The 25,754-nt window shown below is 64.4% G+C and carries 25 protein-coding genes; 12 read left to right on the top strand and 13 right to left on the bottom strand.

Going from position 1 to position 25,754, the window contains the following annotated elements; genetic code table 11:
• Positions 1–38 precede the first annotated feature (38 nt).
• Positions 39–1,022 (top strand): ABC transporter substrate-binding protein, encoded by a 984-nt coding sequence (locus R4P95_RS19045; RefSeq protein ID WP_317746274.1) that lies wholly within the window; start codon positions 39–41, stop codon positions 1,020–1,022.
• On the opposite strand, the gene R4P95_RS19050 is transcribed toward R4P95_RS19045, so the two are convergent.
• Positions 1,023–2,999 (bottom strand): glycoside hydrolase family 15 protein, encoded by a 1,977-nt coding sequence (locus tag R4P95_RS19050; protein ID WP_317746416.1) that lies wholly within the window; start codon positions 2,997–2,999, stop codon positions 1,023–1,025.
• 86 nt (positions 3,000–3,085) lie between these two features.
• Here R4P95_RS19050 and R4P95_RS19055 point away from each other — a divergent pair, with 86 nt between their 5' ends.
• The 8 genes from R4P95_RS19055 to R4P95_RS19090 all read left to right on the top strand — a co-directional run bounded on the left by R4P95_RS19055 (position 3,086) and on the right by R4P95_RS19090 (position 10,363).
• Entirely contained in the window at positions 3,086–3,268 is a 183-nt protein-coding gene (locus R4P95_RS19055; protein ID WP_284708046.1) for a hypothetical protein, read from the top strand.
• Positions 3,269–3,393: 125 nt separating this feature from the next.
• Positions 3,394–3,483, top strand: coding sequence for an Ms4533A family Cys-rich leader peptide (locus tag R4P95_RS19060; protein WP_317746273.1), 90 nt, complete (start codon positions 3,394–3,396; stop codon positions 3,481–3,483).
• 163 nt (positions 3,484–3,646) lie between these two features.
• A complete protein-coding gene (locus tag R4P95_RS19065) occupies positions 3,647–4,678 on the top strand; it encodes a sulfate ABC transporter substrate-binding protein (protein WP_213572541.1) in 1,032 nt (343 codons plus the stop codon).
• Between the two features lie 7 nt (positions 4,679–4,685).
• Positions 4,686–5,573, top strand: a complete 888-nt coding sequence (gene cysT, locus R4P95_RS19070) for a sulfate ABC transporter permease subunit CysT (RefSeq protein ID WP_213572540.1) — start codon at positions 4,686–4,688, stop codon at positions 5,571–5,573.
• Entirely contained in the window at positions 5,570–6,376 is an 807-nt protein-coding gene (cysW, locus tag R4P95_RS19075) for a sulfate ABC transporter permease subunit CysW (RefSeq protein ID WP_317746272.1), read from the top strand. The genes cysT and cysW overlap by 4 nt, the downstream gene beginning before the upstream one ends.
• Entirely contained in the window at positions 6,373–7,386 is a 1,014-nt protein-coding gene (locus R4P95_RS19080; protein WP_317746271.1) for a sulfate ABC transporter ATP-binding protein, read from the top strand. The genes cysW and R4P95_RS19080 overlap by 4 nt, the downstream gene beginning before the upstream one ends.
• Positions 7,387–7,426: 40 nt before the next feature.
• Positions 7,427–8,809 carry a sulfatase gene (locus R4P95_RS19085; protein WP_317746270.1) on the top strand — a complete coding sequence of 461 codons (1,383 nt, stop codon included), beginning with the start codon at positions 7,427–7,429 and terminating at the stop codon, positions 8,807–8,809.
• Positions 8,810–8,872: 63 nt separating this feature from the next.
• Complete coding sequence (locus R4P95_RS19090; RefSeq protein ID WP_317746269.1) at positions 8,873–10,363, top strand: UDP-N-acetylmuramoyl-L-alanyl-D-glutamate--2,6-diaminopimelate ligase; 1,491 nt, start codon at positions 8,873–8,875, stop codon at positions 10,361–10,363.
• Positions 10,364–10,402: 39 nt separating this feature from the next.
• Here R4P95_RS19090 and cysC read toward each other — a convergent pair whose 3' ends face one another.
• The 5 genes from cysC to R4P95_RS19115 form a co-directional block, all read right to left on the bottom strand.
• Entirely contained in the window at positions 10,403–12,277 is a 1,875-nt protein-coding gene (cysC, locus tag R4P95_RS19095; protein ID WP_317746268.1) for an adenylyl-sulfate kinase, read from the bottom strand.
• Complete coding sequence (gene cysD, locus R4P95_RS19100; protein WP_317746267.1) at positions 12,277–13,227, bottom strand: sulfate adenylyltransferase subunit CysD; 951 nt, start codon at positions 13,225–13,227, stop codon at positions 12,277–12,279. The genes cysC and cysD overlap by 1 nt, the downstream gene beginning before the upstream one ends.
• A complete protein-coding gene (gene stf0, locus R4P95_RS19105; RefSeq protein WP_317746265.1) occupies positions 13,224–14,027 on the bottom strand; it encodes a trehalose 2-sulfotransferase in 804 nt (267 codons plus the stop codon). The genes cysD and stf0 overlap by 4 nt, the downstream gene beginning before the upstream one ends.
• A gap of 237 nt (positions 14,028–14,264) precedes the next feature.
• Positions 14,265–15,155: a universal stress protein gene (locus tag R4P95_RS19110; protein ID WP_213572532.1), complete on the bottom strand. Its 891-nt coding sequence runs from the start codon at positions 15,153–15,155 to the stop codon at positions 14,265–14,267.
• 453 nt (positions 15,156–15,608) lie between these two features.
• Entirely contained in the window at positions 15,609–16,277 is a 669-nt protein-coding gene (locus tag R4P95_RS19115; RefSeq protein WP_317746264.1) for an SDR family oxidoreductase, read from the bottom strand.
• Between the two features lie 54 nt (positions 16,278–16,331).
• Here R4P95_RS19115 and R4P95_RS19120 point away from each other — a divergent pair, with 54 nt between their 5' ends.
• Entirely contained in the window at positions 16,332–16,799 is a 468-nt protein-coding gene (locus R4P95_RS19120) for a FadR/GntR family transcriptional regulator (RefSeq protein WP_317746263.1), read from the top strand.
• 164 nt (positions 16,800–16,963) lie between these two features.
• Here the strand turns inward: R4P95_RS19120 and R4P95_RS19125 are convergent, their stop codons facing one another.
• The 4 genes from R4P95_RS19125 to R4P95_RS19140 all read right to left on the bottom strand — a co-directional run bounded on the left by R4P95_RS19125 (position 16,964) and on the right by R4P95_RS19140 (position 21,963).
• The gene (locus tag R4P95_RS19125; protein WP_317746262.1) at positions 16,964–17,959 is read right to left on the bottom strand and encodes an MCE family protein; all 996 of its coding nucleotides are present in this window, start codon (positions 17,957–17,959) and stop codon (positions 16,964–16,966) included.
• Positions 17,960–18,497: 538 nt separating this feature from the next.
• Positions 18,498–20,366 (bottom strand): FAD-dependent monooxygenase, encoded by a 1,869-nt coding sequence (locus tag R4P95_RS19130; protein ID WP_317746261.1) that lies wholly within the window; start codon positions 20,364–20,366, stop codon positions 18,498–18,500.
• Positions 20,363–21,289 (bottom strand): fumarylacetoacetate hydrolase family protein, encoded by a 927-nt coding sequence (locus R4P95_RS19135; protein ID WP_317746260.1) that lies wholly within the window; start codon positions 21,287–21,289, stop codon positions 20,363–20,365. The genes R4P95_RS19130 and R4P95_RS19135 overlap by 4 nt, the downstream gene beginning before the upstream one ends.
• 47 nt (positions 21,290–21,336) lie before the next feature.
• Positions 21,337–21,963 (bottom strand): VOC family protein, encoded by a 627-nt coding sequence (locus R4P95_RS19140; protein WP_317746259.1) that lies wholly within the window; start codon positions 21,961–21,963, stop codon positions 21,337–21,339.
• A gap of 98 nt (positions 21,964–22,061) precedes the next feature.
• On the opposite strand from R4P95_RS19140, the gene R4P95_RS19145 reads away from it, so the two are divergent.
• Positions 22,062–22,709: a TetR/AcrR family transcriptional regulator gene (locus tag R4P95_RS19145; RefSeq protein WP_317746258.1), complete on the top strand. Its 648-nt coding sequence runs from the start codon at positions 22,062–22,064 to the stop codon at positions 22,707–22,709.
• Between the two features lie 405 nt (positions 22,710–23,114).
• Positions 23,115–23,273 (top strand): hypothetical protein, encoded by a 159-nt coding sequence (locus R4P95_RS19150; RefSeq protein ID WP_317746257.1) that lies wholly within the window; start codon positions 23,115–23,117, stop codon positions 23,271–23,273.
• A gap of 329 nt (positions 23,274–23,602) precedes the next feature.
• Here the strand turns inward: R4P95_RS19150 and R4P95_RS19155 are convergent, their stop codons facing one another.
• From R4P95_RS19155 to R4P95_RS19165, 3 genes are all read right to left on the bottom strand, one after another.
• The gene (locus R4P95_RS19155; RefSeq protein WP_317746256.1) at positions 23,603–24,418 is read right to left on the bottom strand and encodes an SDR family oxidoreductase; all 816 of its coding nucleotides are present in this window, start codon (positions 24,416–24,418) and stop codon (positions 23,603–23,605) included.
• A 194-nt stretch (positions 24,419–24,612) separates the two neighbouring features.
• A complete protein-coding gene (locus R4P95_RS19160; protein ID WP_317746255.1) occupies positions 24,613–24,822 on the bottom strand; it encodes a hypothetical protein in 210 nt (69 codons plus the stop codon).
• A gap of 163 nt (positions 24,823–24,985) precedes the next feature.
• Positions 24,986–25,651, bottom strand: a complete 666-nt coding sequence (locus tag R4P95_RS19165; RefSeq protein ID WP_317746254.1) for a helix-turn-helix domain-containing protein — start codon at positions 25,649–25,651, stop codon at positions 24,986–24,988.
• Positions 25,652–25,754 lie beyond the last annotated feature (103 nt).

Below are 25,754 nucleotides of genomic sequence, written 5' to 3' on the forward strand. Positions count from 1 at the left end.
GCCAAGGTTAGCCTTGGCTTATCGAAGAGGGGTGCGCTGTGCATGGAGGTCTGGTCATCGCGGTCGTGTTGTCGGTGATGTTCGCCGGTGTCGGCTGCAGCGTCGACGCTCGTTCCGACGAGGTAGCCGAGCGGCAGATCACGGTCGAACATCGCTTCGGCACGACGACCGTAGAGGGCACACCGACCCGGATCGTCGCGACGAGCAGCCAATGGCTCGACGCATTGCTGGAATTCGGCGTCCAGCCGGTGGGGTATCTCTCAGCTGGTCCGATGGGGGACGAGCGGGGACTTTATCCCTGGGAATCCGACGTTGCCGAGTCGGCGGTCGAACTGGACCGCGCCTCGGTGACCCAGTCGGGTGCGCCGTTGCCTGCCGAGGAAATCGCCGCCATGAATCCCGACCTGATCCTCGGTTCGTTCGCCATTACGGATCAGGACGACTTCGATCGAATCTCCGGCATCGCACCCACCGTTGCGGCGATCGGCAATGAACAGGTCGACCCGTGGGAATTGCAAGTCGAGACGCTCGGTCGACTGCTCGGTAAGGAGGGGCAGGCAGCCGAGATCGTCGCGAAGACCGACGGATTCGTGAACGGCCTGACCGAGCGCCTGCCCGGCCTCGCGGGCAAGACGGCTGTCCTCTCCCAATTCATGTTCGCCACCGATCAATTGGTTGTGGTGGCCGACCCTGACGACGGCGCGAGTACCGTCTTTCGCCGGCTGGGACTGACATTGCCGCCGGATCTCGTCGAGGAGGCGGGTGCCACGGGCGGTCGGCTGATGCTGAGCCCGGAGAGGGTCGACACCCTGGACGCCGATCTCGTCGTCATGTTGCCCAACGGCGGCACGCGCGAGGACCTGATGACACTGCCAGGGTTCGCCGAGCTCCCGTCGGTGCGCGGCGGTGGGCTCGCGACCCAGGACTACGCGACCGTGGTGGGATTCAACACGCCGTCGAGCCGCTCGCTGGTGTATTCCCTGAACCGGATCATGCCCCAGCTCGAGGCAGTGGCCACCTGATCAGACGGTCTGATGCGCAGGTTGGAAGCCGCCCGCGGCGGCCTCTTCGGCGCGGATGACGTGAACCACTGCGTTGATCAAAGCCAGGTGGGTGAACGCCTGCGGGAAGTTGCCCAGATGTCGTCCCGACGCCGGGTCGATTTCCTCCGCGTACAACTTCAGTGGACTCGCGAAGCCCAGCAGCCGGTTGCACAAATCCTTGGCGCGGTCGAGCTCACCGATCTCGACGAGCGCCGAGACCAGCCAGAAGGAACAGATCGTGAACGTGCCCTCCTTGCCCTCGAGTCCGTCGTCGGTGGTCTCCACCTGATAGCGCAGGACCAGGCCGCCCTCGGTCAGTTCGTCGGCGATGGCGAGGACCGTGGCGCGGATACGCGGATCGTCCGCTGGAAGGAACCGCAGCAGCGGGGCAAGGAGCAGTGAGGCGTCGAGGTCGTCGCTGCCGTAGCGCTGAGTGAAGACACCGCGACGATCCACCCCGTGCTCGAGGATGTCCTTCTTGATCTCGTCGGCCAGGTCCGACCACTGCTGGGCATAACTCGCCTCACCCTGCTGCTCGGCGAGTTTGGCGCCGCGGTCGAGGGCGACCCAGCACATGATCTTCGACGAGGTGAAATGCTGTGGTTCGCCGCGCACCTCCCAGATGCCGCGGTCCGGGTGCCGCCAATGCTTGACAGCTTCCTCGACCTGACGTTTGAGCATCGGCCACAACGTTTCGGGAACTCGCTCGCGCGACTTCACGTGCAGATACACCGAGTCGAGGATCGTTCCCCAGATGTCGTGCTGGTTCTGGTTGTATGCACCGTTGCCGATGCGCACCGGCTTCGCCCCGCCGTACCCGGACAGGTGATGCAGTTCGGCCTCTTCGAGGGTCTGCTCGCCCCCGACGCCGTACATGACCTGGAGCGGATGATGGTGGCCGTCCTCGGAGGCAGAAACGTCATAGATGAACGAGAAGAAATCGTTGGCTTCACGGTCGAGCCCGAGACTGTACAGACCCCACAACGCGAAGGTCGAATCGCGAACCCACGCGTAGCGATAGTCCCAGTTGCGCTCGCCGCCAGGTGTTTCCGGCAAGGAGGTAGTGGACGCGGCCAGAAGAGCACCTGTGGGCGCGTACGTCAAACCCTTCAGTGCGAGCGCACTGCGCTGGAGGTAACCGCGCCACTTGTGGTCGGGGAAACGGCCGATGGTGATCCATTCGCGCCAGCACTTCGCGGTGTGCCACATCTTCTGGGCAGCCTCGTCGAACGTCTGGGGTGCGGGCAGGTGCGACCAGGACAGCGCGACGAAGACATTGTCCCCCTCGACCATGCGGGTTCGAGCCCTTGCCTCGCGGCCCTCGAGGCCGATCTTCAGATTGGTGGTGAGCCGCAGCACCGGGTGATCACCCGGGCCGCTCGCGTTGCAGGTGGCCGTGGCCTCCTCGTACACCTTGCCCGTGTACTCCCAGTGCGCTGTGCCACGGTGATAGTCGAAGGCAGGTTCGCAGCTCATCTCGAATTCGACCGTTCCGTTGACGCACTTGACCGTTCGCAGCAGAACATGCTCGGCGTCCCAGTCGGTGGGTGTGCGCCGATGCGAACGGGAGCGTTGCTCGGTGTTGTGCCACGGGCCGAGCACCAGCGCGTCACGGACGATCAGCCACCCCGTCTCGGTTTGCCAGGTGGTCTCGACGATGAGCCCGCCCGGCAAATAGCGGCGGGCCGCCGGCACGTTCTGCCCGTACGGACCGATGCGGAAGTGGCCGGCGCTGCGGTCGAGGATCGCGCCGAAGACGCTGGGGGAGTCGGGACGTGGGATGCACATCCATTCGACGGCCCCGTTGCGGGCGATCAGGCACGTGGTTTCACAGTCCGAGAGGAACGCGTAGTCGTCGATCGGCGGAAACGTGTCGTGCCGATGGTGCCCGCCGGATGCGGTCTTACCAGGGGTCGTCGGCCCGAACGGAAGCTTCTGGTTCTCGGTGGACACCATCTGGACATCATCGACCGCCTGCGTCGCGCCGTCCACCTGTGCGGCCTCCCGGCATCGGCGGGCGATAGGGTGGTGCGGTGGAATTGATGGCGGGTTGGTGGGACGGCTTCGAGCTGTGGATCGCGGGCCTTCCCTTCGTTCCTCAAGTCGCTCTCGTGCTGCTGGTCATGGTGCCGGTGTGCCGCGGCGTCGCGTGGCTGCTCGATCGAGCACTGGCCGCAGTCTTCGTCCTGCTCAGGCGGGACGTTCCCACAGTGGAGGAACCCTGATGCCGCGCTCCCGCGTCACACTCGCCTTGCTCGCGCTCATCGTTCTCGTTGTCGTCGCCTGGCTGCTCACCCGATAGCTCGGTTCGATTCGAGAGGCTGGTTCAGCCTCTGCTACAGTCCACGGCGTGTCTGAAGCCGCTGTACACCAGGTCCGCCATGAATTGGCGTTGATCGCTGTCGGCATGCTTGCAGTCGCCGACATCGACTGTTGTTGATTCTCACCTCGCACCCAGCAGTCGGCATTTCCCGCATCGAGCAGTTCCGCCGCCGATGGCGCATCGCTCTTTCCGTTGCGTTCCTGCAGGTGCCGATGGGCGCGTCCCCCCTCTTCTCGTTTCGCACTACTTCTCTGTAAACAGTTCCCAGGAAGGTTTCTCCATGAAACGCCGTTCTCGTAGTCTTCTCACGGCCCTCGTGACACTCGGAGCTGTGGCACTGACCGCGTGCAGCGGCGGCGCGAGCGACACCGCCGGCAGCGACGCGGTGGGTGCAGACGGCAGTGCCGGCACCATCAACCTCTTCGCGTACGCGGTGCCCAAGCCCGGCTACGACAAGCTCATCCCCGCGTTCAATGCCACCGAAGAAGGCAAGAATGTCGCGTTCCAGCCGTCGTATGGCGCGTCCGGTGACCAGTCCCGCAAGGTCAAGGACGGTGCCGAGGCCGATTTCGTCAATTTCTCGGTCGAGCCCGACGTCACTCGTCTCGTCGACGCGGGACTGGTCGACAAGACGTGGAACCAGGATGCCTACAACGGAATCCCCTTCGGTTCGGTGGTCACGATCGTCGTGCGTGAGGGCAACCCGAAGAACATCCGGGACTGGGACGACCTCCTGAGCCCCGACGTCGAGGTGGTCACCCCCAACCCGTTCAGCTCCGGATCGGCGAAGTGGAATCTGCTCGCACCGTATGCCGCGAAGAGCAACGGCGGCCAGGATCCGAACGCCGGTCTCGCCTACATCACCTCGCTGGTCAACGACCACGTGAAAATTCAGCCGAAGTCGGGCCGTGAGGCGTCGGAGGCGTTCCTGCAGGGCACCGGTGACGTGCTGCTCAGCTACGAGAACGAGGCGCTGTTCATGGAGAGCAACGGTGATCCGGTCGAGCATGTGACCCCGCCGACCACCTTCAAGATCGAAAATCCGGTCGCCGTGCTGTCCAACAGCAAGCACCTCGACAAGGCCAACGCGTTCAAGGACTTCCTCTACACCCCCGAGGGCCAGAAGCTGTGGGCGGAGGCCGGGTTCCGCCCGGTCGACCCGGCCGTGGCGACGGAGTTCGCCGACAAGTTCCCCCAGCCGGCGAAGTTGTGGACCATCGCCGACCTCGGCGGCTGGTCGAAGGTCGACCCCGAGTTGTTCGCCAAGGACACCGGGTCGATCGCTGTGATCTACGACAACGCAACCAGGTAACACCGACATGAGCGACGCACCGACGACGACGACGGCGGTCGGCACCGGCACCACGGTGCCGTCCCCGCCCGATCGCCGCACCCGTAAGAAACTCGTTCAGGTCACCGGCGCGGTCGGACCGTTGGGTATCGGTGTCGCGACCCTGTGGCTGAGCATCATCGTGGTGCTTCCCCTCGCCGCCCTGACCGTGGCGTCGTTCGGTGACGGCATCGGCGGCTTCGTCGACGCCATCACCAGCCCGGTCGCGTTGGCCTCCCTCCGGGTCACCATCATGGTGTCGGTCGTGGTGGCCGTGATCAACGTGGTGATGGGCACGCTGATCGCGTGGGTGCTCGTTCGCGACGAGTTTCCGGGCAAACGGATCGTCAATGCGCTGATCGATCTCCCGTTCGCACTCCCGACGATCGTGGCCAGCATCGTCCTGCTGGCCCTCTACGGGCCGGAAAGTCCCATTCACATCTACCTCAACGCGACGCAACCCGGACTGATCGTGGCACTCGCATTCGTGACGCTGCCCTTCGTGGTGCGTTCGGTGCAGCCGGTACTCATCGAGGTGGACCGGGAAGTGGAAGAAGCTGCGGCGTCGCTCGGTGCAGACAATGTGACGATCTTCCGGCGAGTCGTCGTCCCGACCCTCATGCCTGCGATCATCAGCGGTGCAGGGCTGGCGTTCGCCCGCGCGATCGGCGAATACGGGTCGGTGGTCCTCATCGGCGGCAACATTCCGCGTGAGACCCAGATGGCGTCGCAGTACATTCAACAACAGATCGAAATCGATCGGCCTGCCGCTGCGGCGGCCGTGTCGGTGGCTCTGCTGGCCATCGCGTTCGTGACGTTGTTCGTTCTCCGGCTTCTCGCGAGTCGTGGTCAACGTCGTGAGGAGCAGGCGGAATGAAACTGTCGGGACCCACCCGCATCACTCTGCGCACCGTCGCGCTGCTCTACCTGTTCGGCCTTCTCGTCGTGCCGATCGCGGTCATTCTCTACCGAACGTTCGAGCGTGGCATCGGTGCGTTCATCGACTCCATCTCGACCCCGGCAGCAATCTCGGCGCTCAACCTGTCGTTGCTGATCGTCGCCATCGTCGTGCCGATCAACGTGGTGTTCGGAATCGTGACCGCCCTCGCTCTCGTACGGGGACGATTCCCGGGTCGTGGTCTGGTGCAAGCCGTGGTGGATCTGCCGTTCGCCGTGTCCCCGATCGTCGTGGGTGTGTCGCTGATCCTGCTGTGGGGCACCAACGGCTGGTTCGGGGGAGTGGAATCGATCGGGTTCAAGGTCATCTTCGGCCTGCCGGGAATGGTGATCGCCACGTTGTTCGTGACGCTTCCGTTCGTGGTGCGCGAGGTGGAGCCCGTGCTGCACGAGATCGGGGAAGAACAGGAGCAGGCGGCCGCGACGCTCGGGGCAAACAAGTGGCAGACCTTCTGGTTGATCACCCTCCCCGCCATCCGGTGGGGTCTGACGTACGGGGTGATTCTCACCATCGCCCGCTCGTTGGGCGAGTTCGGCGCCGTCATCATGGTGTCGTCCGGTTTCCCCGGAGTCTCGCAGACCCTCACACTGCTGGTGCATTCGCGGTACATCGACGACCACAACACCTTCGGGGCATATTCGGCGGCCACCCTGCTGATGGGCATTGCCGTACTCAGCCTGCTTCTGATGACTCTGCTCGACCGTAAGAGGAGCACCACATGATTACCGTGACCGGCGCGCGCAAGAACTACGGATCGTTCGCTGCCCTCGACGACGTGACCATCGACATCCCCTCGGGTTCGCTCACTGCGCTCCTCGGTCCGAGTGGTTCCGGCAAGTCGACACTGCTGCGCTCCATCGCCGGCCTGGAGGCACTCGACTCCGGCACGGTGGTGATCGGCGGGAAAGATGTCACGAACGTCTCGCCGCAGAAACGTGACATCGGATTCGTGTTCCAGCACTATGCGGCGTTCAAGCACATGACGGTGCGCGACAACGTCGCGTTCGGACTCAAGATCCGTAAGAGGCCGAAGCCGGAGATCGACAGGAAGGTCAACGAGCTCCTCGGAATCGTCGGGCTCGACGGGTTCCAGCACCGATACCCGGCTCAGCTTTCCGGCGGGCAGCGGCAGCGCATGGCGCTCGCCCGGGCATTGGCTGTCGATCCCCAGGTGCTGCTCCTCGACGAGCCGTTCGGTGCCCTCGACGCCAAGGTGCGGACCGACCTGCGCACCTGGCTGCGCCGGCTCCACGACGAGGTGCACGTGACCACCGTCCTCGTCACCCACGATCAGGAGGAGGCGCTCGATGTCGCCGACCGGATCGCCGTCCTCAACAAGGGCCGCATCGAGCAGATCGGTGAACCGGCAGACCTCTACGATCGTCCGGCCAACGATTTCGTGATGTCGTTCCTCGGTTCGGTGGCCAAACTCAACGGCCAGCTGGTCCGTCCTCACGACATCCGGCTCGGCCGCGACCCCGACATGGCACTTGCCCAGAAGGCGGGAACCGCGGAGTCGCTCGGGGTGACACGGGCCACTGTGGAACGGGTGGTGCATCTCGGGTTCGAGGTGCGGGTGGATTTGCGCAACGAGGCGACCGGCGAGCGTTTCTCGGCCCAGGTGACGCGGGGTGACAGCGCGGCGCTGCATCTGCAGGAGGGTGAAACTGTGTACGCGCGGGCCACGCGGGCACCGGAGCTTCCCGAGGCGGAAATCCCGGTGTCTCTATAGCCCGGTGTCTCTGTAATCCCGTGCCGACGAGGAGGCGATTGTGACAACTCCGGCAGTGCCCGTAACCCGCGACAACGTGCTGATCGTGCACTGGCACGATCTCGGGAGGCATCTGGGTTGTTACGGTGCGTCCGGTGTGCGAAGTCCGAACCTCGACCGGCTCGCCGCGGAGGGAGTGCGGCTGACCGACGCGCACGCGGTGGCACCCCTGTGCTCCCCGTCGCGCGGCGCACTGTTCTCGGGCCGCTACCCGCACAGCAACGGTCTCGTCGGACTCGCCCATCATGGATGGCAGTATCACGACGACGTGCAGACGTTGCCGTCTCTTCTGTCGAACGCCGGATGGTACACGGCCCTGTTCGGCATGCAGCACGAGACGGCGTACCCGAAGCGGCTCGGCTACCACGAGTACGACGTGACGAACTCGTACTGCGACTACGTCACCGATCGTGCGTCCGGGTGGTTGTCCCGATTCCCGCCACAGCCGTTCCTGTTGACGGCTGGTTTCTTCGAGACGCACCGCCCGTACCCAGCGGACCGCTACCGGCCGGCCGACCCGGAGAGCTTCGCGGTGCCTTCGTACCTGCCGGACCGGCCGCAGGTGCGCGAAGACCTGGCCGGGTTTCACGGTTCGATCGAGGTGGCGGACGCGGCCGTTGGACGGCTGCTGCACACGCTGGAGGCCGAGGGACTCGACGACAGCACGTGGGTCGTGTTCTTCACCGACCACGGCGAAGCGTTCCCCCGGGCCAAGTCGACCCTGTATGCGCCGGGTACCGGGATCGCGACGATCATCCGCCCACCGCGCCGGTTGCGCGCGGCGCCCCGTGTCTACGACGGATTGTTCAGTGGTGTGGATCTGGTGCCCACCCTTCTCGAGCTGCTCGGTGTGCCGGTGCCCGCGGAGGTGGAGGGCGTCTCCCACGCCGAACAGTTACTGGGTGCGTCGAACGACCAGGCGCGCGAGGTGGTGTTCACCGAGAAGACCTTCCACGACACGTTCGACCCGATCCGCGCTGTGCGATCGAAGCAGTACAGCTACATCGAGAACTACGCGCCCCGGCCCGTTCTCGACCTTCCGCTCGACATCCAGAACAGCTTGTCCGGCGACGCGATGGGTACCGAGCACCTCGCGCCACGTCCGAGCAGGGAGCTCTACGACCTCGCTGCCGATCCCGACGAACGCGTCAACGTCGCAGACACCGATTCCTTTGCCGGCATCCAGGCCGAGTTGTCGCTCGAGCTTCACGCGTGGCGGCGGGCCACCGGCGACGCCATTCCGAGCGATGAGGAGGGCACCGCCTACGCCCGAACTGCAATGGAGAAGTATCTCGCCAAACTGGACCGCACGCCCGATGTGCGGTCGGCGTACAGCGCGGAGCGCGGCATCCTCGACGAACCGCGGAACAACACCGACACCTGACAATGCCGGATCGAAGATCCGGTTCAGCCCTCGCACGCCCCGCGGCAGTGGTGCACTGAGAGCGTGAGCATCGACTGCCGGTCCCGTCCGCCCACACCTCTGCGCGAGGTGCTGCGCCGCCTCGGCGGGGCGGCAGTGCTCTTCGGGACCGGGGAGGAAGTCGTGACGGGTATCAGTCAGGACTCGCGTCTCGTCCGGCCGGGCGACCTCTATGCGGCGCTGCCCGGCCAGCGCTGGCACGGCGCCGCGTTCGCAGCCGAAGCCGTCTCGCGTGGTGCGGTCGCGATGCTGAGTGACCACCCGTCGGAACTCCTGCCGACCATCGTCGTGGACGATCCGCGGTGTGCTGTGGGTCCGCTCGCTTCCGTACTCTACGGAAATCCCTCCGGCGCACTCGATGTCTACGGCGTGACGGGAACGAACGGAAAGACCAGCACCGCATATCTACTCGAGGCAGGTTTGAACGGCGCCGGAATTACCGCCGGACGGATTACCGGCATCACGGTGCGGGGACGCCGCGGTTCGCGGGACGCTGTCCGGACCACTCCCGAGGCCTCCGAACTCCACCAGACTCTCGCCGCTTTCCGGGACCAGGGTGTCTCCGCGGTGGCGATGGAGGTCTCCAGCCACGGGCTCGCGCTGCATCGCGTCGACGGAACGTCGTTCGGTGTAGCCGTATTCACCAATCTTGCACGGGACCATCTCGATTTCCACAAAGATATGGCTTCCTATTTTGCCGCGAAGGCCAGGTTGTTCAGCGCCGAGCGTTGTGCGACGGCGGCAATCGGCATAGACGACGAATTCGGTCGCCGCCTTGCCGCCACTGTGTCCGTGCCCCGTCTCACCTTTTCCTCGAGGTCTGCGAAGGCAGATATTTACGGCGACGACGTGCACGCCGACGAGGGTGGAACTTCGTTCAGGTTGCACGGCCCGTGGAGGACGACCACGATTCGACTTCGGCTCCTGGGAGCCCATCAGGTGGACAACGCACTTGCCGCCGTCACGGCCCTGACTGTGCGCGGGGTCGACCTCGACGGCGCGATCGCCGGAATCGAGGGCCTCGACACCGTGCCGGGTCGTCTCGAAGCGATCGACGCCGGCCAGCCCTTCCTGGCCTTCGTCGACTACATGCACAACACGGGAGGTCAGCGGCGGTTGTTCCCGTATCTTCGCTCCCTGACCCGGGGCAAGGTCATCGTCGTCATCGGGGCGACCGGCAATCGTGATCCGGGTAAGCGTGCCCGACTGGGGACGACGGCGGCCGAGCTCGCCGACATCGTCGTCGTCACAGACGAAAGCCCGTTCTCGGAAGATGCCGAGGTGCTGCGGGACGACGTCGCACGAGCGGCGCGGAGGGTGAAGACCGCTGAGGTACTCGTCGTCCCCGAACGCGGCGAGGCCATCGCGACCGCGGTCACGCGGGCCGCACCCGGTGACGTCGTCGTCGTAGCGGGTCGCGGCTCCGACGCCGTGCAGGATTTCGGCCGGGTCCGGCGACCTTTCGATGATCGCGTCGCCCTTTACGACGCCGTACTCCGGTCCGCGCGGGCGTGAGTAGATCCGGCCTCGGGCCTCGACGGCGCCGCGCCAGCGCTACCGAACCTCGTGTCGGGCCAGTACGGCAAGGATGCGTTGTACGAGCTCGTCGAGATCGGCACCCGTGGTATCGAACGCGAGGTCCGGATCATCAGGCTCCTCATAAGGCGCGTCCACACCTGTGAGGCCACGCAGCTCGCCGGCCCGCGCACGAGCGTAGAGGCCCTTCGGGTCTCGTCGTTCGCATTCCTCTACCGGCGTGCTCACGTGAATCTCGAGGAACGGCAGTCCCGCCGCCTCGTTGAGGACCCTCGCAATGGTGCGATCCGACCGGAGTGGAGACACCATCGAGGCGATCGCGACCACCCCGGCGTCGGCGAACAATCGGGTGAGGTGTCCGACTCGCCGGATATTCTCGGCGCGGTCCCCTGGGCTGAACCCCAGATCATCGGAGATTCCGTGCCGCACATTGTCGCCGTCGAGCAGATACGCCGTTCGCCCCGCATCGACGAGCGTGCGTTCGAGTGCTACAGCCACCGTCGACTTCCCCGACGCGGGAAGCCCGGTGAGCCAGATGGTGGCGCCGCGCTGACCCGTCGCCGCCCATCGACGGCCACGGTCGAGAGAAGAAGGGTGCCAAGTGATATCGCGTCTCGTCTGCGCTCCCGGTACCACTTCCCGGGAATCGAGGACAGTGCCGGCGCCGATCGTGTCGTTACTGCTCTCGTCGATGAGGATGAATGCGCCACCATCCCGGTTTTCCGCATACGTGTCGGCGAGGACGACGGTACTGGTGCGCAGCGTTATTCGGCCGATGTCGTTGAGAGCGAGTTCGGCGGGGGAGTCGTGTTCGTCGAGAGTTTCCGGGTCCAGTCGAGTGTGCAACGCCTGCACCGTGGCGCGAACGGTGCGGGACGTGTGCTTCACGGCGATGCGATCGCTGGCACGCAAAGGGGTTTCACCGAGCCAGCACACGGTCGCATCGATCTCTCGCGCCGGCACCGGAGCCGAGGCATCGGCGTGGGCACTGACGATGAGATCGCCCCGTGCGACGTCGATGTCGTCGGCAAGTTCCAGCGACACCGACAGGGGCGCGACGGCGACGGAGCGTTCGGGGTCGAGCGTATCGAGGGCGGTCACCGTGCTTCGCGCGCCCGCGGGCAACACCACAACTTCGTCGCCGACTGTGAGAGTGCCGGCCGACAGTCGACCGGTGTAGCGCCGTCGGCGGCCTTCAGTCGGGCGCGCAACCCACTGGACGGGCAAGCGCAGCTGAGCGGTGTTCGCCGATGGGGCAGCGAGTTCCACGGATTCGAGATACTCGAGCAGAGTGGGACCTGCGTACCACGGAGTGGTGGTGGAGCGGTGCACGACGTTGTCGCCCAGTGTCGCCGACACAGGGATCACGGTGAGATCGGCCGCACCCAGATGCCCGGCAAGTATGCGTAGGTCGGACTCGACCTCCCGGAAGCGTGCCTCGTCGAAACCCACCAGGTCGATCTTGTTGACGACTGCCACCACGTGGGGCACTGCGAGCAGTTCGGCGATGCGTGCGTGCCTCCGGGTTTGGCGGAGCACTCCGGTCCGCGCATCGACCAACAACATCGCAACGTGTGCGTTGGACGTCCCGGTGAACATGTTGCGGGTATACCGCTCGTGCCCGGGCGTGTCGGCGAGTACGAAACTACGGGAGGCGGTCGAGAAGAAGCGGTATGCGACGTCGATCGTGATTCCCTGCTCCCGTTCGGCCCGTAGGCCGTCGGACAGGGCGGCCAGGTCCGCGTTTCCATTTTCGTCGGTCACCGCGTCGAGGTGATCGATGGGCAGGCTTCCGGTGTCGTGAAGGAGCCGGCCGATCAGCGTGCTCTTTCCGTCGTCGACACTGCCTGCGGTCGCGAGTCTCAGCAGTTGGCGCGGTGCGGTGATGGTCATCAGAAATAGCCCTCGCGCTTCCGGTCTTCCATTGCTGCAGCCGACGTTCGGTCGTCGGCTCGGGTCTGGCCGCGTTCGGAGACGGTGGCGGCCATGATCTCGTCGATAACCCCCGCGACGTCGTCGGCCTCGGAGAGGACGGCACCCGTGATGGTGAGGTCGCCGACCGTCCGATATCGGACCCGGAGTTCCTGCACCACCTCACCGGGCGCGGGCTGCGTGTGTTCGGACACGCCCAGAAGGATCCCGTCACGCTCGAACACTGTGCGGTGGTGTGCGAAATAGATCGACGGCAGCTCGAGATTCTCGAGTTCGATGTACCGCCAGATGTCGACTTCCGTCCAATTGCTCAACGGAAACACGCGCACCTGTTCGCCCCGGCGAATTCTCCCGTTGTAGAGCGACCACGGCTCGGGGCGCTGCGCACGCGGATCCCATTGGCCGAACTCGTCGCGGAAACTGAGCACTCGCTCCTTCGCGCGGGCGCGTTCCTCGTCCCGCCGGGCGCCACCGAACGCGGCGTCGAATCGGTGCTGTTCCAACGCGTCGAGCAACGTGCGCGTTTGCAGCCGGTTCCGTGACCCGCTCGGACCGCCCGCCTCGGTGACCCGGCCACGATCGATCGATTCCTGCACGGACGCGACGAGGAGCGAGTGCCCGCCCTCGGCGAGCCGCCGGTCCCGGAACTCGAGTACTTCCGGGAAGTTGTGACCGGTGTCCACATGGAGCACGGGAAATGGAACAGGCGACGGGCGAAATGCTTTCTCCGCGAGGCGAAGCAGAACGATCGAGTCCTTGCCGGCCGAGAAGAGCAGTACCGGCCGTTCCAGTTCGGCCACGACCTCGCGAATGATGTGCACAGCCTCGGCCTCGAGTGCGCGGAGTTCCTCGACCGCGGCGACTGTGGATTCCGCAGATCTGGAATCCGCAACGATAGAACCGTGGGTCATACCGGGTACCCCTTCGCCGTTGCTTCGACGCGATAGCGTTCTGCCCATTCGCGGGAGCGGCCGTCGCTCTGGCGTTTCAGTGGCGGCGGCGGTGCCAAGTCCGGATCCAACCCCAGCGCAAGAAGAACCTTGGCAGTGGTGGCCTGCGGATCGGCCACCAGATCGGTGAAGCTGACCTCGAGAGGAGACAGGTTTTCCGCCGCAAACCAGTCGCGCCAGGCGCGCTCCTGGTCACGCAAGTTCCGCGCAAGGTGGGCGATGCCCTCGGCGTTGTACTCGGCGCCGTCGTTCGGTGCCGGCGGAGTCGCGTCGTCGCGCCAAACCTGGGTCTGGACGGCCCGCCACATCGACACCGCCTGATCGACGACATCGGGCCGGTACACGTGAATGAAAGTGATGTCCGTGCCGAGAACGTCGTCGAGGGCGGACCGGAGATCGGCCCCGGAACGGTGGGGTAACCCCGCCGCGCGATCGAGCAGCAGGGACACCTGGTTCCACATGAGCTTTCCGCCCCACATCCCGTTGGGGGTGCGCCCGAGGCTGAGTAGTTGATCGCGCCACTGCTCGGCCGTGCGGGTGTCCTCGACCCCCGGTTCCAGCGGCGCGAGGAGCGAGAGCACCGCTTCGTCGGTGACATCCTCGAACCACTGCCGCGGTTGCGGTGACCGGCTGGTGGACGGCAAATACTGGAAAAACTCTTCAGGATTGCCAGCCACCGTGGTGGCGCGCAGTGACTCGACGAGCAAAGTGCTGCCACTACGCTGCGACGCGCAGACAAGGTACGACTGGGGCTCCGGCATGCCGGAAACTATAAACGCGAAATGGGGTGTCGCAATCTGTGGCGCATTCGATTTTGCCTGATGAAAACACTTGCCTTTTCTGCACGCTGTGCATGGTGTGTTGTGACACTGCTGTCAACCAAAAAGACGCAGTTCAGGAGCATTGTGGATTGCTGGATGCGACGCCGGATTCCGGCACGAGATTGGTTCTGTACTACGTCGATATTAATCAGCCTGATCGCAATTGCCTGCGTCCGCTCAGCCTTTACGGCAGACCAGCACCGGGCACCGTGCGTGGTGGATCAGGCTCTGACTGGTGGAGCCGATGAACGACGCGGTGAAGGGGCTGCGCCCGTGACTGCCGACGGCAATCAACTGCGCCCCGAACGAGTACTCGAGGAGTACTTTCATCGGCCCGCCCCGCTCGAGGCACCGCGTGACCTCCACGTCGGGGTACTGCTCGCACCATCCGGCAAGGCTCTCGGCGAGCCAGGCCTCCTCGTGCTGAACGAGGTCGGTCCAGTCCATGAATCGCCGCGCCTCCGAGTACCACGCCCCGAACGTGGAGTGCTCCGCCCAGGTGTGCACGGCGACCAGTGGGGCGCCGAAGAAGGACGCGAATTCGAAGGCGTGGGACACCGCCATGTCGCTCAGTTCACTGCCGTCCACACCCACCACGATCGGGCGATTGCCGCTGACCTCGTGGCCCTGGATCCCACGCCACACAACGACCGGGCATTCGGCGTGGTTCGACACCCGCACGACGTCGGAACCGGCATACACCGATTTCATTTCACTGGTGGCCGCAGGCCCGAGGACGATCATCCGCGCGGTACGGGACAGATCGATCAACACGCGTGCCGGGGGTCCGTCGACGATGCTCCGCTCGATCTCCATGTCGGCACGACCATCACGCAACGCGCGTTCCGCTGCCGCGAGGAGCGCCTCTGCCTCGGCGCGGAAGTCGTGCCGGGGCTCCCCCGCGGGCGCCCGGCCGCGTGACTCGGGATGCTTGGGCAGCACGTGGACCAGGCGCAGCGGCTCCTCGAAGCGCTCCGCTGCGGAGGCGGCCCACTGCGCCGCCTCCACTGAGCCGTCCGATCCGTCGATGCCCGCCACGATTCCGTGCCGGATGATCTCAGTAGCCATGGTGGACTCCCTCGCCTCTGTTTCAGTTTGATCCAGAACGACGGCGGTGCGCCAGAGGCGAATGGGTGTGACTCGGGAGGTCAATTCGCCGGACTTCATCCGTTGTACAAGACCGAGCATGGGGCTGGCGTCGATTCTGCTAGGTGGACAGTCCGAGAACCGGACAGGCATTACGCGGTCCTTTCTGCACCGATGGATATCGTGCGGGACACTGCCGCGAGAGGCCGGGGGCAGGAGATCGCGTGGAAGGGGAACGGTCCCGAAGGCGTCACCGCTTCAAGGCGCTGATCGTCTTCGTGGCGACACTGTTCGGTGTGGGCGTTGTCTTGCGCGCAATTCATCGCAACCACTCGACGAAAGCGCAGGAGATGACCACTACACCCACAGAAGCCGCGGCGCCCACAGAGAGTGCATCCGTGGGCCGCGGCCGGTTGCACGGCAAGCGGGTCCTCATCACCGGGACTGACGGGGGACTGGGCCAGGCCGCCCAGGTCCGGGAAGGTGCCCGCGTCGTCGGATGCGGGCAAGGGTCTTCGTCAAGGCGATAACCGCACCCTTGGCTGCCGCGTGCGCGGCCTGGCCGAGCGCGGCGATGCCGCGCATCCCGGAGATCGACCCACGTTGATGATCGCGCCGCCCCCGTCCGCTATCAGGCGCGGCGAGGCGGCGTTGGTGACGGGTGAGGACCAGGTCGAGTTCGGCGCTGAGGGTGCTCTTCCAGAGGTCGTAGTTCATCTCGGCGAAGGGAGCGAAGACGAACCCGGCAGCGTTGTTGTACAGCACATCGATACCGCCGAGGCGAGCAGCACCGTCGGTCACCCATGCGCGGGCGGCCTCGGGGTCGGTGAGGTCGACGGTGGTGCCCCACGCGTCGTGTCCTTGGGCGGCCAGTGCGTCGGCCGTTGCCTCGGCTCGGCCGGGTTGCAGTCGGTATAGCGCCAGGGCGGCGATGTCGTGACCGGTGCCGGGGCGTTGGATCAGATGCAGTCCCCGCATGTACTCGCGGCCGGTGTCGTCGACCGCTTCGTCGGTGGCCGGGGAGCTGACGAAACCCGGAGAGATCGCGTCGGCGCGGATCCCAACCGCGGCGCTTTCGCGGAGCCTCCGCCCCGCCACCGACATCCGACATCGAGCACCCCGCTCACCCGAAACAGACCACGCCTGGAGATCGAGACGATGACGACGTTCAAGCCGGCCACGCGCGGACTGCTCTACGAAACCGTGGCCGAGCAACTTCGCGAGGCAATCCTCGACGGTCACTACCGGCCCGGTGACCGGTTGCCGACCGAGGGAGAGCTCACCCAGGAGTTCCAGGTGAGCAGGGCTGTGATCAGGCAGGCCACCATGAGCCTCGAAGGCGAAGGATTGGTCGACGTCCAGGTCGGTGCCGGCGGAGGCACCTACGTCCTCGACGGCGGCATCGAGGCGGTACTCCGCGCATTCGAAAACCTGTTCCGGCACCGGGGATTCAGCCCGGAACACTACCTCGCCGCGAAAGCGGTCCTCGAACCCGCCCTGTGCGCAGCGGTCGTCGTCGCCGCGACCCCTGCAGACGAACGCCGACTCGAGGACATCCTCAGCGATGACTGGTCAAAACCCGCACCCAGACCATCAACCCGCTCCACGTCGTGCTCACCCACCTGATCCACGCCGGCGCACGCACGCCCCATAAGGCCATCGATCCGACACTGCCGGGATTCCAATTCTCGACGAGCTGGATCTGAGCGCAAAAACGCTGGACTGGAGTCATCAGTTCAGGTGTTGGCCATACGGTGGAGCCGATGGCCGCGTGATCCACAGCAAGCCGATCAATTTCCTGGTAACGCGCGTACGGGTTCGCGCGGGCCTGGGACATCAGGCAGTGCCGGCGGAAGAAGATTCACGAAGGCCGCTTCGAACCAGCGGCCGTTACCAACAATGTTTGTGTAGAGGCGGGTAAAGGGTTCGTACAGTTTCACTGACTTGTCCAGATTTTCATTGTGCTCACGCAGTATTTTCACGACCGCTCCAAGTTGTTGCAAAGCAGGGCCGATGATCGCCTCGTTGTCCTTGACCAGGCCTGACAGTTTCTGCGAAAGACGTTGCGTCCCAGTGAGTAGCTGTGAGATCGCTTGCTGTCGGTGATTGAGCTCGTCGAGGAGCACTCCGGCGTCGGCAATCAGCCGCGTGAACTGAGCGTTGCGGTCGGCCAACACCTTCGAGGTGTTCGCGGTGGTGTCAAACAACCTCCGCAGTTCCTGGTCTCGGCTCGCCACGGCGCCGGAGAGCCTGCTGACACCGTCCAGGGAAGCCCGGATCTCGGCGGGGGTGCCCTCGAACGCTTGCGACAGCGATGTCATGGCCCCTGCGAGTTGGTCGCCGTCGATGGCGCCGACCGTCCTGGCCGCGGACGAGAACGCATCGATGACGTCATAGGGGGACGTGGTGCGGTCGAGCGGTATCGCGTCGCCCGGTTTCAGCACGTCGGTCCCGCGGGGGTCGAGCGCCAAATATTTTGTGCCCATGATCGTCTTGATCTGGATTGACGCTGAGGTCTCGTCGCCGATCCAGGCGTCGGACACTTTGAACGCTACGTCGACGTGGCCACCGTCGAGTTCGAGTGCACTAACCTTGCCGACCTTGACACCGGCGATGCGCACCTCGTTGCCGGGTGCGAGTCCTGCCGCCTCGGAGAACTCGGCGTGATAGGTCGGGCCGGCCCCGATCAGGGGCAGTGAATCGAGTGCCATCGCTGACACTGCTGCCAGCAGAATCACGAGCATTCCGATAGCACCAGCCGTTGCCGGACTGCGCCTTCTGGACATGGAACCTTCAACTCCTCTTGGGTATCACCGTCATCGGCCGCTACGACTCTGGCGCTCACGGTCACTGAGCCCGACGAAACCGGGCGCTGGTATGAAAGGCGGCTCGATGTGCCATGTAATCAAGCTCGAAGTGACCTCTCAAGATGAAGGAGCACGCAATTCGTACCCGACAGCCGTTGTGACGGTGCGATTTTCGGTACCAAGGGTCGTCGCCGGCGAACCCATCACATCGAGGTCGAGCCCTTGAAGGTGGAATACCACAGCGTCATCGGCAGCGGTATCGATGAGGATTTGCTCGGGCAAGGCGGGTCGGAGTACGCGCAGTTGTCGTCCGCACCGACGATAGCTACCGGCCCGGTGTAGCCGAGGACCCACCACTCCCGGGCCGCGGTGCACCCGGCGGTAGAATAGCCGCCAGTGACAATTGGTGTAGGTGCCTACATCGTTGTTCCCTGGGCGCAGCGCCCGGGCACGATGCGACAGCGGCGCGCGGCCGCCGTCAGATCGTCTGGCACTTCCGATCCGTCGTTTCGCCGGATCAGGGCGATCGTCCACCGACGAGTTCGCTGCCGTCCGCTGGTGAGGGCGGTGTTTTCGGCGTGCTCGTGTAGAACGTGCCCCACCGGTGTCGGATGGCGTCGAGCAGCTCTGGTGTCGCGACTTCGGCCGGTGATGAGGTTCTCCAAAAGACATGTCCGTCCGGCCTGACGACCACTGCGCCCGACTCGCCGACTTCGAACAGCTCGACCAACGGGGTGAGGTCATGTCGGGTCACTGGAGTGATAGTGACGACGGTGATACCGGGGGAGGGGACGGCTCTGTGAGAGAGCAGCCGTTTCCAGTTGTCGCCGTCGAAGGAGAGCAGGGTCAAACGGGTGTGGTCCACTGCGTCGTGAACTGGGATGGTCATGCCGCCGATCGCAACCAGTGCGTGGGGCAATCGCGCGCCGGGGTGAGTGGTCGGCCGGTAGTCGACGACATCGTCGGCTGGCTTTTCGGCCGCGTCGGCGGCGACGAGCGGGCTGGCGTAGATGTAACCGAACTGAAGGCCCGTGGAGACGAAGTGCTCGACTTGACCTGGAATCGCGTCGGCGATGCGCTGCCGGAGCTCGGCTGCCCCTGGAAGATCGGGATCCAGCGACCGGGCACGGCGCATCTTCCGTCTCGTCGCGGAGGCAGCGAGTGGGGCGATCAATCGGCCCGGGATCCAGTCGAGTGGGTGGCGCCGCACGGCCTCGGTCGCCTTGTGCAGCATCGTATTGGTAACTCCGACATGCCTGCCGATGTCGTCGAGACGGAAGTGGTTGGCGACGCTCTGTGCGGCGAACTGCTCCACCACTGGTCGACGCTCGGGTTCGTAGGTGTCCAGCAGGTCGGGTGACGCACCCCCGGAGAGCACAGCGTCGAGCTTCCACGCGAGATTGTGCGCGTCCTGCACGCCGGAATTCAGCCCGAAACCACCGGTGTGCGGGAATCTGTGCGCGGCGTCGCCGAGCAGTAGAACGCGGTCGCGTCGAAACTTATCCGCGGTCTGGGATGTCATCATCCAGGTGCCCGTCGACTCCAGCTCGAAATCCTTGTCGCCCAGTACTGTCGGCAGAATATTCTCCCAGTACCGTCGGCTGTCGAGTGCGATGTCCTGCCCGGGATGCAGGTACGCGGTCATCAAGATGTAGCGGTGTTCGGCGTGGGAGATCAGCACTCCGCACAGTTCGGGGGTGTAGATCCAACTGAGCAATGGCCGCGCGTCGTCCGGGAAAAGCGTCGTGGAGGTGAAGAATGCGCTGCCCATGTTCGCCAGGACCGGGCCGTCGAGCGTGATACCGGCGGCGGCGCGGGTCGCGCTGTTCGCGCCATCGCATGCCAGGACGTACTGCGTGCGTAGAACCTGCGCGGCAACCCTGTCCGCCGACGTGGTCGATACTGTCGCTTCATGGGCTGCCGATTCGACGGCGGACACGGTCATCCCTCGTCGGAAGTCGACGAGGGGATCGGAGCCCAGGGCGTCCCACAGTAGCGGCATCAGGATGTGTTGGCCGATGTGTGAGACCATGTACCGGCTCTGACTTTCGACCTCCGCTTTGCGTTCGGGGTCGGAGAGAAGGTCGATCGAGCCGATCGGCGGATCCGCAAGGGAGCCGTACCAGCTGATCAGATTGACGGTCTCGTGCGGAGGCGACATGCCCGCGATCTTCGCGGCAAGATCCGGACTGTGCTGATGCCAGATCTCGAGGGTTCGTGCGTTGATGACATGTGCGGCGGGATGGAACAACGGCGTTGTGCGGCGTTCGATGACCACGCTGGGTATTCCCCGGGCAGCGAGTAGGAGAGCCGCTGTTGCACCCGCCGGTCCTGCACCGACGATCACCACCGGTGCGTCGACCGTTGAGTGCCGAGTCGGGGTCATCGCACAATTGTGTTCTGGACACCCAGGTCGAGCGTCCCGTCGGCAGTGCGGATGCCTGCGGTGACGACGTCGTCGACCGAGAGGTACTTGGGATTCTTCTGCTGGCGGGCGAAGAAGATCTTCCATTTGAGTGCAGGTGGGAGAAGTTCGCCGATCTTCTGCACGATCTTGGGGGGCGCGGAGATGGCGGTACCGATCGGTGTGCCGGTCAGCAGGAGATCACCCGGTGCCATGGCCTGGAATCGGGAGAGTCGGGTGAGCGCCTCCGCGGGCGGGGTGATCAGGTCATCGCCGATCAGCTGGTCCTGACGCACATCACCGTTGACGGCTAGTGTCATGCGAAGCTCGGGGATACGGATGAGCTCTTCTTGTTCCAGGAGCACAAGGCGTGGGCCGACCGGGGTGAAGGTGGGATACGACTTGCTCTCGTACACCTGGGTTTTCGTCAACTGTATCTCGCGAGCGGAGACGTCGTTCGTCACGACCAACCCGGCGACGTACTTCGCGAGGGTGTCTGCGGTGACGGTAGTGCCGATGGGAATTTCGGCGCCCACAACGATACCGAGTTCGATTTCGTAGTCCAGCAGGCTCACTTCGGCCGGTGTGCGAATCGGGTCGGTCGGTCCGCTGATCGACGCCGACGACTTTCGGAAAAATGTCGGTTGCAACGTATTCGGGTCGGCTCCGGTGTCGATGGCGTGTGACCGGTAGTTGAGCAGCTGTGCCACGACGCGGCAGGGAGCGGTTACAGGAGAGAGCAATTCGAGGTCGTCGACGTCGCGGGTTGTTCCCGTCGCTGTGGCGATGCTGCCGCGGTCGGCGAGTAGCTCTTCGGTAGTCGCGGCGGCGGTGTCGATGCGTACTGCTCGGTCACCGTCGAGGCGCCACCAGGCGTCGGTGGTTCGTACAACGCTGATACTCATCGGAGGTCGCTTTCTGGGTCAGGATTTTCGGGCGGTCGAGGAGGTTGTCACAAGGTTCGAAAGTTGAGGGTCTTCTTGTTTGCGACCACACGTCGACCCGGCCTGACTCCGGCTTCACGGCGGCGGAGTTCCTCGGCGGGAACGCCGTTGCGGAGTTGACTGAGCAGGTAGTCGGGGTCGATGTTGACGCCGATCGGGTTGTCAGCGAACTCGGCAGTGTAGAAGAAGTCCGACTCGTGACCGGGAGCGTAGTTCTCGACCTGGAACTCGAGACGCACTCCGTCCGGATCTTCGTAGTAGAGCGAGATCGTCGGCCCGTGATTGATGCTCCATACCGGTCGGATTCCCTGGCGCTCGAGGCGCACGTAGTTCTCCAGTAGCCGCTCGAGCGAATGGAAGGTCAACGCGATGTGGTCGATTCCGTAGGCCTTCCGCCGAAACTTGGCGAACGGAAAGAGGAACTTCACGAGCTTCGGTACCGGGATGATCGCGAGGCGATGCGATTCGTCGTCCCAGGTCAGAAAGGTCACAGTGTCGTCCTGGTAGGTGACCTCTGCGCCGAACACAGTGCCGTACCACTGCACCAGCTCATCGCGGCGTGCTGATTTCACCACCCAGTGAGCGATCAGGTCCGGCGCCATGGGCCGGCTGTTCCCAGGCTGCGAAGTAATCATGTGACCCACGTTACGTGACACTTTGACTTCAAGTCAATGAAACTGACTATCAGTCAATCGCTCGGATGGCGCAGCCGCCGTCCGCTAGCGTGGCTTACATGGCGACAGAAGCGTCCAAAGCCGGTGCCCGTGCTCGGCGCGATACCCGGCCACGCCGAGACCGGCGGCAAGCCCTCATCGACGCGGCGATCGAGTTGTTCGGCGAAGGTGGCGATACCGACATCAGCGCGGCCGCTATTTCGCGGCGGGCAGGCGTCGCGCATGGGCTGCTGTTCTATTACTTCACCGACAAGCGGGGTCTGGTGACGGCAGCGTTGTCGGATGTTCTGACGAAACTTGCTGCGTTCCAGAGCCCAAAATCGGATGAACACACCCCGCAAAAACGTCTCGAAGGATTTGTACGGCGGCACATCGAATTTCTCGAGACCTATCGAACCGTGTACGTCAAGATGCTTCGCGAGGGTATGTTGGCCGACCCCGATGTGGAGCGTGTGGTCCGAGACGCCCAGACGGAGGGCGCTCGACAGGTTGCAGATCTCGTCGGCGTAAGCGAGCCCCTGTCGCCGTTGACGCGCGCTGCACTGAGTGGATGGGTGGGATTTCTCGATCGAGCTGCCGACGAGTACTTCGACAACCCCGAGTTGGACCTCGACCCTGTGGTCGAGCTGACTGTCGGGACGTTGTTCGGCCTCATCGAGGCCGCGGGCTCGACCGTCGCCCCCTCTCGCTCAGCAACAGGTGCGTGAGCTTCACAGCCCACGTGTTCATGGCTACAGGGACACACCCTTGCCTGCCTTCCTGTTTGCACGCCGGGCACTACGCGGGTTTTCGCGGTGTCGTGGTCGTTGGTGCGGTGATGACGGGTACCCTCTTTCGCTTCGGGCGTTGCCGGGTGCATGGCCGAGGTATCGGTGCTCCTCGTCCGAGGGTTGCAAGGCGAGAGCTCGCGTCGTCGACTCGGGCAGGCGACGCTCCGGTTATGCCGATTCGTCTGCTGTTTCGAGCAGGGCTTGTATCGCCGAGTCCAGCGTCAATGTCGGGTCGAGAACTTCGGTGGATCGAAGACATCCCCCAGTGCCTTGGGCTGTCCAACGACCGTTTGTTCGATACTGATTCGGTCATGCACAGTGCGAGACCACGATGTCGGATCGGTGAGAGTGACCCCGATTCCGCCGACGGTGTCCGAGGAGCCGATCGACGCGACGGCCGGTGGTCTCGGCCAGTCGCATCACATCGCCGCCGTCGGCGGCGAGAAACGCCGCCCCGAGGCACTTCGTCCGGGCGCTTTTGCGGATCAGTACGCACGGTGAGCCGGCTGCGGTGCTGCGTAGGTGCAATTCCTCGGCTGTCCGCAACGCCACCGTGAAGCCGAAGGCCTCGGCGAATGCCTCCGCCCATTCTGGTCGGGGCTCTAGAGTGCAATTTCGAGTCGGATTTCGACACCATACTCCGAAGCTGATAGTTGTATCTCTGTGTCGACGCGGACCTCACACCTCTTCGGAGTTCGCTATCCGACGACAGTCACTCGACGGCAATCCGATTCTGTGACGCGACTACCCTGCCGCAGTCGATGAAACGTCGTGTTCGCCGTCCATTCGCGGCAAGACTGCCGTACGCCAGTGCCAAGACCGTCGCGAAGTCAACCTCGTCGTGTACGAGTGCCGATGCCGTACGCCTTGGCCATGACGGACTCGATCACCGTGCGCGGCATCAACCTTCGCGCCAAGAACACAACTGGGGCGTTGCTGCCTACGGCGTAGAGAGGGAGGGTCTTCTTGTCCTCGACTGCTTTGACCACCGTCCGTGCGACCTTGGACGCTGAGATACCCTGCGCCTCCCTGGCATCGAGTACCGAGATTGCGGAGGAGAAGCGCTGTGCGTAAGGGGATCGGCTACCTATGTACTTCGTTCGGCGTCCTGACAACCCGGTGGCGATCGAACCCGGTTCGACGGTGGTGATGTCGATGCCGAACGGCAGCAGCTCGTAGCGTGCGGCTGTGGCGAATCCTTTGATGGCGGCCTTGGTGGCCACGTACGACGACCGGTACGCGAGGGGGAAGCTGGCCAACATGGACCCGACGTTGATGATCTTGCCGCGTCGCCGCTGCCGCATTCCTGGGAGCAACAACTGAGTCAGCTCCACGGCGCCGAAGACATTGAGCTGGAACAACCTTTGCACGGCATCGGCGGGTAGCTCTTCGAGAGGACCGCACTGAGATTCGCCTGCGTTGTTGATCAGCACGTCGACCTCTACCCCGTCGAGAGCGTCGACGAAACTGCGGATCGAGTCTCGGTCGGTGAGGTCCAGATCGCGGTATTCGACACCTCGCGCCGGGTCGCTCACCGTGGAACTGTTCCGGCTCGTCCCGATCACCCGGTACCCGCGGTCGACGAGCGCCGTTGCTACGGCCTGCCCGATCCCCGATGACGCTCCGGTGACGATAGCTGTCTTCACCACATACCCCTTGCTCTTTGTGTGCCGTGCCGAACTGGTGTCCGCACATTTCGGTAGTCGATACGAGTCTTATCGGCCGGCGTGCGTGACCCAAACGACCCATCCGATATCTGAGGTCTCGAGACTACGCCCGACGGGCATGCCGACTGGTGCATCACGTCTTCGGCCCCGACGGTGCCTGCGCCCTCGCCGTATCAAGTAGCGTGCACCCCGCGACACCGTCGAAATTTACTGCCATCGTCGAATCGGTCGGGCAGCGAGGCAGCAATGTCGGCGATGTGCTGTTCGCCCAGTTCGAACAAGCGCTCGGGCCGAGTGCCCGGGATGGTTCTACCGACATCCGCGTTCGGGTTCGCTCCTTCGGCTGCGGCCCACACTGCGGCCCATGCGATGGCAGTGTCCATTATGAGGGGTGCTCCTCGAGGGCGACGATCTTGTAGGCGCCGATCGCAGTCACCGGGGTGCTCTTCGGCGGTGTGCTGCCTCTCCGACGGCGAACTCTCGATATGTGGTGGCGCGCTCGGCCGTATAGAACGAGAACCCGTGTCCTTCAGAAGGTTTCAGCTCCTATTCCGGTTCGTCAGCTGTTTCGAGCAGGGCTTGTATCGCCGAGTCCAGCGTCAGTGTCGGGTCGAGAACTTCGGCGGATCGAAGGCATCCCACAGTGAGCTGGACTGCCCAATCGACCATTTGTTCGATACTGAAGCGGTCTTCGTCTTCGAGCCACTGCACGGTCGCCTCGTCGATTGCCGCCACGGCGGAGCGGCCTGCGAGACGGAGACTTGGGTTGTGGGGATCGAGGGACAGCATGTGTGCCGCATACGTCAGCGCCGACGTTCGGGCGTTCTCGAACACTGCCCAGGCCTCGGGATCAGCACCTCGACCGCCCAGCACCATGCGCAGTGCGAGACCACGATGTCGACTCAGATACCGCAGGTGGGCTGTCAACGCTTCCCGAATCTGACCCGCGGGCGTGGTTGCGCGAACGCCGGCGAACTGGCGCGTCAGGGCTTCTGCTGTGACACGCATCGCTTCGAGGTAGATGCCCCGCTTGTTGCCGAAGTAATGGAAGAGCAGACCGTGGGCCACATCTGCTTCCTGCGCGAGTTCCGACACCCCTACCTTGTCGTAGTCCAGGTCGGAGAACAGACGAACAGCGGCATCCACCAGTCGCTGCCTGGTCTCGGCCGCTTGTGCGGCGCGAGCGGCGATTCTGGCGGTTGAGTTCGGCACCGGACTTCCAATCTCGTGTCGTGTAGCGATTGTCGCATCGTGCAATGCGCAGTTTACGCGTTCTGGACTGTCGCGCCGTCGGCGCAACGTTCAGCGCCCATAC

Origin of the sequence: Rhodococcus sp. IEGM 27 (genome assembly GCF_033142305.1) — a bacterium.
In the GTDB taxonomy this organism is placed as follows: Bacteria; Actinomycetota; Actinomycetes; order Mycobacteriales; family Mycobacteriaceae; genus Rhodococcus_F; species Rhodococcus_F oxybenzonivorans.